This is a genomic window from Bariatricus sp. HCP28S3_A4, assembly GCF_052066395.1.
Classification (GTDB): Bacteria; Bacillota; Clostridia; order Lachnospirales; family Lachnospiraceae; genus Allocoprococcus.
In genome coordinates this window covers 74,546-82,301 of record NZ_JBQHSE010000013.1, presented here as the reverse complement: position 1 = coordinate 82,301, position 7,756 = coordinate 74,546, and the positions used below count along the sequence as shown (strand labels likewise).

The 7,756-nt window shown below is 46.2% G+C and carries 3 protein-coding genes; 2 read left to right on the top strand and 1 reads right to left on the bottom strand.

From position 1 onward, the window contains the following. Positions 1 to 317 precede the first annotated feature (317 nt). Together gpmI and ACTNBF_RS08605 are read left to right on the top strand one after the other, a co-directional pair. On the top strand, positions 318 to 1,856 hold the full coding sequence (gene gpmI, locus ACTNBF_RS08610; protein WP_427807048.1) for a 2,3-bisphosphoglycerate-independent phosphoglycerate mutase: 1,539 nt from the start codon (positions 318 to 320) through the stop codon (positions 1,854 to 1,856). A 274-nt stretch (positions 1,857 to 2,130) separates the two neighbouring features. After that, a complete protein-coding gene (locus ACTNBF_RS08605) occupies positions 2,131 to 3,420 on the top strand; it encodes an aminotransferase (RefSeq protein ID WP_441089064.1) in 1,290 nt (429 codons plus the stop codon). 52 nt (positions 3,421 to 3,472) lie between these two features. Here ACTNBF_RS08605 and ACTNBF_RS08600 read toward each other — a convergent pair whose 3' ends face one another. Next, positions 3,473 to 7,726, bottom strand: a complete 4,254-nt coding sequence (locus ACTNBF_RS08600) for an acyl-CoA dehydratase activase-related protein (protein WP_441024857.1) — start codon at positions 7,724 to 7,726, stop codon at positions 3,473 to 3,475. Positions 7,727 to 7,756 lie beyond the last annotated feature (30 nt).

Here is a 7,756-nt window from a genome sequence, read left to right as displayed (position 1 = left end):
CTCATAGGAAATACCCCCTTTTCCACATTATACCATACATTGCAATAAAATACAATACAATAAAACCAAAAAGTTGACACAAAAAAAGCAGGTTTTATGCGGCCTGCAAGTGCTTTTCCTATTGTTTAACTGTCAAACTCCCGATAAAAACGATAATTATTACTGATATTAATTATACCATTTTATTTACATTTGTCAATTAAGAGTTTGTTGAAAAATGGTCAAATAATTCACAATGTATTGCAAGTATAGGCAAAATCATGTAAAATACGAGGGTAGAGCGTTTTAAATCTATTTGATGAAGGAGTGTATAACAGATGAGTAAGAAACCAACGGTTTTGATGATTTTGGACGGTTATGGATTAAATGAAAAAACAACCGGTAATGCAGTTGCAGAGGCAAAGACACCGGTTATGGATAAACTGATGGCAGAGTGTCCGTTTGTTCGAGGCAACGCAAGTGGACTGGCTGTAGGACTTCCGGACGGACAGATGGGTAATTCAGAAGTAGGCCACTTGAATATGGGAGCCGGAAGAATCGTTTACCAGGATCTTACAAAGATCACGAAAGCGATCCAGGATGGAGATTTCTTTGAGAATCCGGAGCTTTTAAAGGCATGTCAGAACGCGAAGGAGAACGGAACTGCGCTTCATATGTTCGGTCTGGTTTCCGATGGCGGCGTCCACAGCCATAATACCCATATTTACGGACTTCTTGAGCTGGCAAAACGCCAGGGTCTTTCAAAAGTATATGTTCATTGTTTCCTTGACGGACGTGATACACCTCCGGCATCAGGAAAAGACTACGTACAGGAACTGGTGAATAAAATGGCTGAGATCGGTGTCGGTGAAGTCGCTTCTGTGATGGGACGTTACTATGCGATGGACCGCGATAACAGATGGGACCGTGTAGAGAAAGCCTATAATGCACTGGTTAAAGGAGAAGGACTTACGGCAGAGGATCCGGTGCAGGCCGTTCAGCAGTCCTACGATAAGGATGAGACAGATGAGTTCGTTGTGCCGACGGTTGTTCTGAAAGATGGCGCACCTACCGCAACAATCCAGAACGGCGATTCTGTGATTTTCTTTAACTTCCGTCCGGACCGTGCAAGAGAGATCACCAGAACATTCTGCGATGATGAATTTACCGGATTCGACCGCGGAGAGAGAATTAAGACAACGTATGTATGTTTCACAGAATATGATGTTACGATTCCGAACAAATCCGTGGCATTTGTGAAGACTGAGATCACCAATACCTTTGGCGAATTCCTGGCAGCAAATCATATGACACAGGCAAGAATCGCGGAAACAGAAAAGTATGCGCATGTAACCTTCTTCTTTAATGGAGGAGTAGAAGAACCAAATGAAGGCGAAGATCGTATTCTTGTGAAATCGCCAAAGGTTGCGACCTATGATCTGAAGCCGGAGATGAGCGCTTATGAAGTATGTGATAAACTGGTGGAAGCAATCAAATCCGATAAATATGATGTTATCATCATCAACTTTGCAAACCCGGATATGGTAGGACATACTGGTGTGGAAGCAGCTGCTATCAAGGCTGTAGAAGCAGTGGATGAATGCGTAGGAAAGACCGTTGACGCGATCAAAGAAGTAAACGGACAGATGTTCATCTGTGCCGATCACGGAAATGCAGAACAGCTGATCGACGAGGAGACCGGCGAACCGTTCACCGCTCATACAACCAATCAGGTTCCGTTTATTCTGGTCAATGCAGAAGGTTACGGACTCAGAGAGGGAGGATGTCTGGCCGATATCGCACCGACTCTGATCGAACTGATGGGCATGGAACAGCCAAAAGAAATGACTGGAAAATCACTGCTGATTAAAAAATAGAAATATCTGCAGGCATAGTGTTGTTTAAACAGGGCAGAATAAAATGGGAGACGTATCAAATGCGTCTCCTTTTTGCATTTTACACTGTTTGTCGATTCTGATGAAGTAATAAATGAATAAAACTAAATATAAAATTTCAAATTATCATTATAAAATGCCGAAAATCTGTTTTTGAATTGAATAAAATGCAGGAAATGGTTGACGAAACGTCATTCTTTCGATATACTATCATTCGGTGAGATAAAATTCAGTGCGATAAAATGGAGGATTTGCTATGACTGCATATAAAGATTTGAGTAGAGAAGAATTGCTGGAGCTTAAGAAAGAACTGGAAGTAGAATTTGAAGATGTGAAGGGAAAAGGTCTGAAGCTTGATATGTCAAGAGGAAAACCGTCTAAGGCACAGCTTGATCTTTCGATGGGAATGATGGATGTGCTGAACGGTGATTCGGATCTGGTATGTGAAGAAGGCGTTGACTGTCGAAATTATGGTGTGATAGATGGTATTAAGGAAGCAAAGCAGCTGTTTGCGGATATGATGGAAGTACCGAAAGACAACATCATTATTTTCGGAAATTCAAGTCTGAATGTGATGTATGATACCGTGGCACGTGCGATGACACATGGTATTATGGGCAGTACTCCATGGGCAAAGCTGGATAAGGTAAAATTCCTCTGTCCGGTACCGGGTTATGACCGCCATTTTAAGATTACAGAGCATTTTGGTATTGAGATGATCAATATCCCGATGACACAGGACGGACCGGATATGGATCTGGTGGCTCAGTATGTAGAAAATGATCCAAGTGTAAAAGGAATCTGGTGTGTGCCGAAATACTCTAATCCACAGGGAATCACTTATTCAGACGAGACCGTTCATCGTTTTTCCACACTGAATCCGGCAGCCGAGGATTTCCGTATTTTCTGGGACAATGCGTATGGTATCCATCATTTATATGAAGACAAACAGGACTATCTGATCGAGATCCTGATGGAATGTAAAAAGGAAGGACATCCGGATATGGTTTATAAATTTGGTTCCACTTCCAAGATCAGTTTCCCTGGTTCCGGTATCGCAGCAATCGCAGCATCTGATAATAACCTGAAAGAGATCCGGCAGATGATGTCCATTCAGACGATCGGACATGACAAATTGAATCAGCTTCGTCATGTGCGTTATTTCAAAGATATTCATGGAATGGTAGAGCATATGAAGAAGCATGCAGATATTCTGCGTCCGAAGTTCGAAACGGTTCTGAATGTTCTCGAAACCGAGCTTGGAGGATTGGAGATCGGTTCCTGGATCGCTCCACGTGGAGGATATTTTATTTCCTTTGATTCCATGGAAGGATGTGCGAAAGCGATTGTCGCTAAGGCGAAAGAAGCAGGACTGATCATGACGGGAGCGGGAGCAACCTTCCCGTATGGCAAGGATCCGAAAGACAGCAATATCCGTATCGCACCTTCATTCCCGACACCTGAAGAGCTTGCAGTTGCCGCACAGGTTTTCGTTCTCAGCGTGAAGCTGGTAAGTATCGATAAACTGCTCAGTGAAATGGAATAAATAACAAATATAAAAAAGCGCAGGTCTGAGATTTCGGATCTGCGCTTATTATTTATGCTGTTTCGTTCATTTTCTTGTAAGCCGTTGAAAGCATCAATTTGATACGGTTCAGCTGGTTTACTTCGCTGGCACCCGGGTCGTAGTCGATCGCTACAATATTGGATTCCGGATGACGGCGTCTGAGTTCTTTGATGACTCCTTTTCCAACTACGTGGTTCGGCAGGCAGGCAAATGGCTGCGTACAGACAATGTTGGATGCACCGCTCTTGATAAGCTCCAGCATTTCACCGGTCAGGAACCAACCTTCACCGGTCTGGTTTCCGAGAGAAACGATCTCACTTGCCATTTCAGCAAGCTCTTCAATATGGGATGGAGCGTCAAAACGTTCACTTGCTTTCAGAGCATCCACTGCCGGTTTGCGGAACCATTCCAGAGCACGGATACCAAGATTTCCAAGTCTGGCAGATGATTTCTTCATGCCCAGATGTTCTGCCTTGAAATTGGTATTGTAGAAGCAGTAGAGCAGGAAATCCACAAGATCCGGCACGACAGCTTCGGCGCCTTCCTGTTCCAACAGATCCACCAGATGGTTGTTGGCGGCAGGAAGGAATTTCACAAGGATTTCTCCGACTACACCTACGCGCGCTTTCTTTACGTCTTTGATTGGAAGAGTATCGAAGTCATGTACGATTGCGCGGCAGAGACGTTTGAATTCTCTTCGGCTCTGATGATCCTTGGTTATGAATCGGATGGCCTCTTCCTCCCATTTCTTATGTAATGCATTTGCAGAGCCCGGAACAGCTTCATATGGACGTACCCGGTAGAGGCAGCGCATAAACACATCGCCGATTATCGCCCCGTAAACACCTTTGATCACAAGAGACGGGGTGATCTTAAAGCCTGGATTGCTCTCCAGTCCGCTCAGGTTGATCGAAATCACCGGAATGTGTGCATAGCCGGCCTTTTTCAGTGCACGGCGGATGAAACCGATATAGTTGGATGCACGGCAGCCGCCGCCGGTCTGGCTGATGATCACGGCAAGCTTGTCCGTATCGTATTTGCCGGACAGGATGGCGTCCATAATTTGTCCTACTACGATGAGAGACGGATAGCAGGCATCGTTATTTACATATTTGAGACCGGTATTTACGGCGTTTTTATTATCGTTCTTCAGTACTTCGATCTTATAGCCCGCTTTACGGAAAGCCGGCTCAATGAGATTGAAGTGGATCGGTGACATCTGCGGGCAAAGGATGGTGTAGTTTTCCTTCATTTCCTTTGTAAACTGTACTTTCTCAATCGATGCAGGGCGAATCTCTCGTTTCATTTGTTTCTGTTCACGTACGCGGATTGCGGCGATCAGAGAACGGATTCGGATACGGGCAGCTCCCAGGTTGTTGACCTCATCGATCTTAAGAGAAGTATAAATTTTGTCGGAACCGGTCAGAATGTCGGCAACCTCGTCTGTAGTAACTGCATCCAGACCGCATCCAAAGGAATTGAGCTGGATGAGATCCAGGTCATCGCGGGTCTTCACATAGTTTGCGGCTGCGTAAAGGCGGGAATGGTACATCCACTGGTCCATAACGTTGAGCGGACGCTCGACGGGATTCAGATGGGAAATGGAGTCCTCGGTGAGGACTGCAATACCGTATGCGTTGATCAGTTCCGGTATTCCGTGGTTTACTTCCGGGTCGTAGTGATAAGGACGACCGGCGAGCACAATGCCTCTGGTTCCCGTCTCTTCCATATATGCAAGAGTCTCTTCCCCTTTTTTGCGGATATCCGCACGGCAGCTTGCAAGTTCTTCCCAGGCAGCATGCGCTGCAGTCCGGATTTCAGACTCCGGAATCTTTTTCAGAGATCCGAACTTATTTACAAGGCCTGTCGTAACCGTCTCTTCACTCGTAAGTGCGAGAAACGGATTCAGAAACTCGACCTCTCCTTTTACGATCGGGTCCATATTGTTCTTGATATTTTCCGCGTAGGATGTAACGATCGGGCAGTTGTAGTGATTGTCGGCATCTTCGAATTCGCTTCGCTCGTATGGAATACAAGGATAGAAGATAAAATCCACTTTCTTGTTGATCAGCCACTGTACATGTCCGTGTGCAAGCTTGGCCGGATAACACTCGGATTCACTTGGAATGGACTCGATACCCAATTCGTAAATCTGATGTGTGGACGGAGAGGAGAGAACCACACGGTATCCCAGTCTGGTAAAGAAAGTGAACCAGAACGGGTAGTTCTCATACATGTTGAGAACACGCGGGATTCCCACCGTGCCACGGTAAGCCTCCAGTTCGCTGAGCGGTTCATATCCGAAGTATCGTTCGTTCTTATAGGCGAACAGGTTCGGAATATGGTTGTTGGTCTTCTCTTTTCCGAGACCTCGTTCACAGCGGTTGCCGGAAATGAAACGTCTGCCACCGCTGAACTTATTGATGGTCAGACGACAGTTATTGGTACAGCCTTTACATTTGGACATGGTCGTACTGTATTCCAGTGCGTTGATGTCTTCGATGGAAAGCATGGTTGTATTCTTACATTCTTTGAACTGGTACCGTTCGCGAGCAATGAGAGCGGCACCGAAGGCTCCCATGATTCCGGCGATGTCAGGGCGAATTGCCTGACAGCCTGCGATCTTCTCAAAGCTTCGAAGTACCGCGTCGTTATAGAAGGTTCCGCCCTGAACAACGATCCGTTTGCCAAGTTCAGATGCATCGGATACTTTGATTACTTTGAACAGAGCGTTTTTGATTACAGAGTAAGCAAGTCCTGCAGAAATGTCGGCCACTTCCGCGCCTTCTTTCTGTGCCTGCTTAACTTTGGAATTCATAAATACGGTACAGCGCGTTCCGAGATCGATCGGATGTTTTGCAAATAAAGCTTCATGGGCAAATTCTTCCACGGAGTAATTCAGAGATTTTGCGAATGTCTCGATGAAAGAACCGCATCCGGAAGAGCATGCCTCGTTGAGCTGAACACTGTCTACGGTCTGATTTTTAATTTTGATGCATTTCATATCCTGACCGCCGATGTCGAGGATACAGTCTACATCCGGTTCAAAGTAGGATGCAGCGTAATAGTGAGACACTGTTTCTACCTCACCCTCGTCAAGAAGAAGAGCCGCTTTGATCAGTGCTTCCCCATAACCGGTTGAGCAGGAGTGGACGATGGAGACGCCCTCCGGAAGTTTGCTGTAAATGTCTTTGATGGCAGTGATCGTGGTTCCGAGCGGATCTCCGTCATTACCATGATAAAAGGAATACAGAAGTGTTCCGTCTTCTCCGACCAGTGCTGCTTTGGTGGTCGTAGAACCTGCATCAATCCCGAGATAGGCATTGCCGCGGTAGCTGGCAAGATCCCCCACCGGAACCTGATGCTTTGCATGGCGCTGCTGGAATTCCAGATAGTCTGCCTCGGAGGAAAAAAGCGGTTCCATACGTTCTACTTCGAATTCCATCTGGATTTTTGAGGCAAGTTTCTGCCGCATCTCGTTCAGCGAAGTCTCTACTTCCTTTGGAGAATTAAGCGCAGACCCGATCGCCGCAAAAAGATGAGAATAGGTCGGTGCGATCACATGTTCATCATCCAGCTTCAGTGTGCGGATAAATGCTTCACGCAGTTCCGGAAGAAAATGCAGAGGACCGCCCAGAAATGCGACATGGCCGCGAATCGGCTTTCCGCAGGCAAGACCGCTGATCGTCTGATTCACAACAGCCTGAAAGATGGACGCGGCAAGGTCTTCCTTGGTGGCACCTTCGTTGATCAATGGCTGGATATCAGATTTTGCAAATACACCGCAGCGTGCGGCAATCGTATAGAGTGCTTTGTAATTCTTTGCATATTCATTCAGACCCAACGCATCGGTCTGGAGAAGAGAGGCCATCTGATCAATAAAAGAACCGGTACCTCCGGCGCAGATCCCATTCATACGCTGTTCGATATTTCCGTTCTCAAAATAAATGATCTTCGCGTCTTCGCCGCCAAGCTCGATGGCTACATCCGTCTGCGGAGCATAATCCTGAAGGGCGGTAGACACGGCAACGACTTCCTGTACGAACGGAACACCCAGATGCTTTGCCAGAGTCAATCCGCCGGAACCGGTGATCATCGGGGATACCCGGATCGAACCAAGCTTATAGATCGCCCGGCCGAGAAGGTCTGACAGTGTCTCCTGGATATTGGCAAAATGGCGTTCGTAGTCAGAAAACAGCACTTCATTGTTCTCGCCAAGTACTGCAATTTTAACCGTTGTAGAACCGATGTCAATTCCAAGTGTATGTAACTCTTTCTGACTCATAAAATACTACTCCTTACTTAACTGATAGAG

Bases quoted from the DNA above. Each gene is read 5' to 3' on its own strand.
- gpmI (WP_427807048.1), top strand. From the start codon at position 318: ATGAGTAAGAAACCAACGGTTTTGATGATTTTGGACGGTTATGGATTA.
- ACTNBF_RS08605 (WP_441089064.1), top strand. From the start codon at position 2,131: ATGACTGCATATAAAGATTTGAGTAGAGAAGAATTGCTGGAGCTTAAG.
- ACTNBF_RS08600 (WP_441024857.1), bottom strand. From the start codon at position 7,726: ATGAGTCAGAAAGAGTTACATACACTTGGAATTGACATCGGTTCTACA.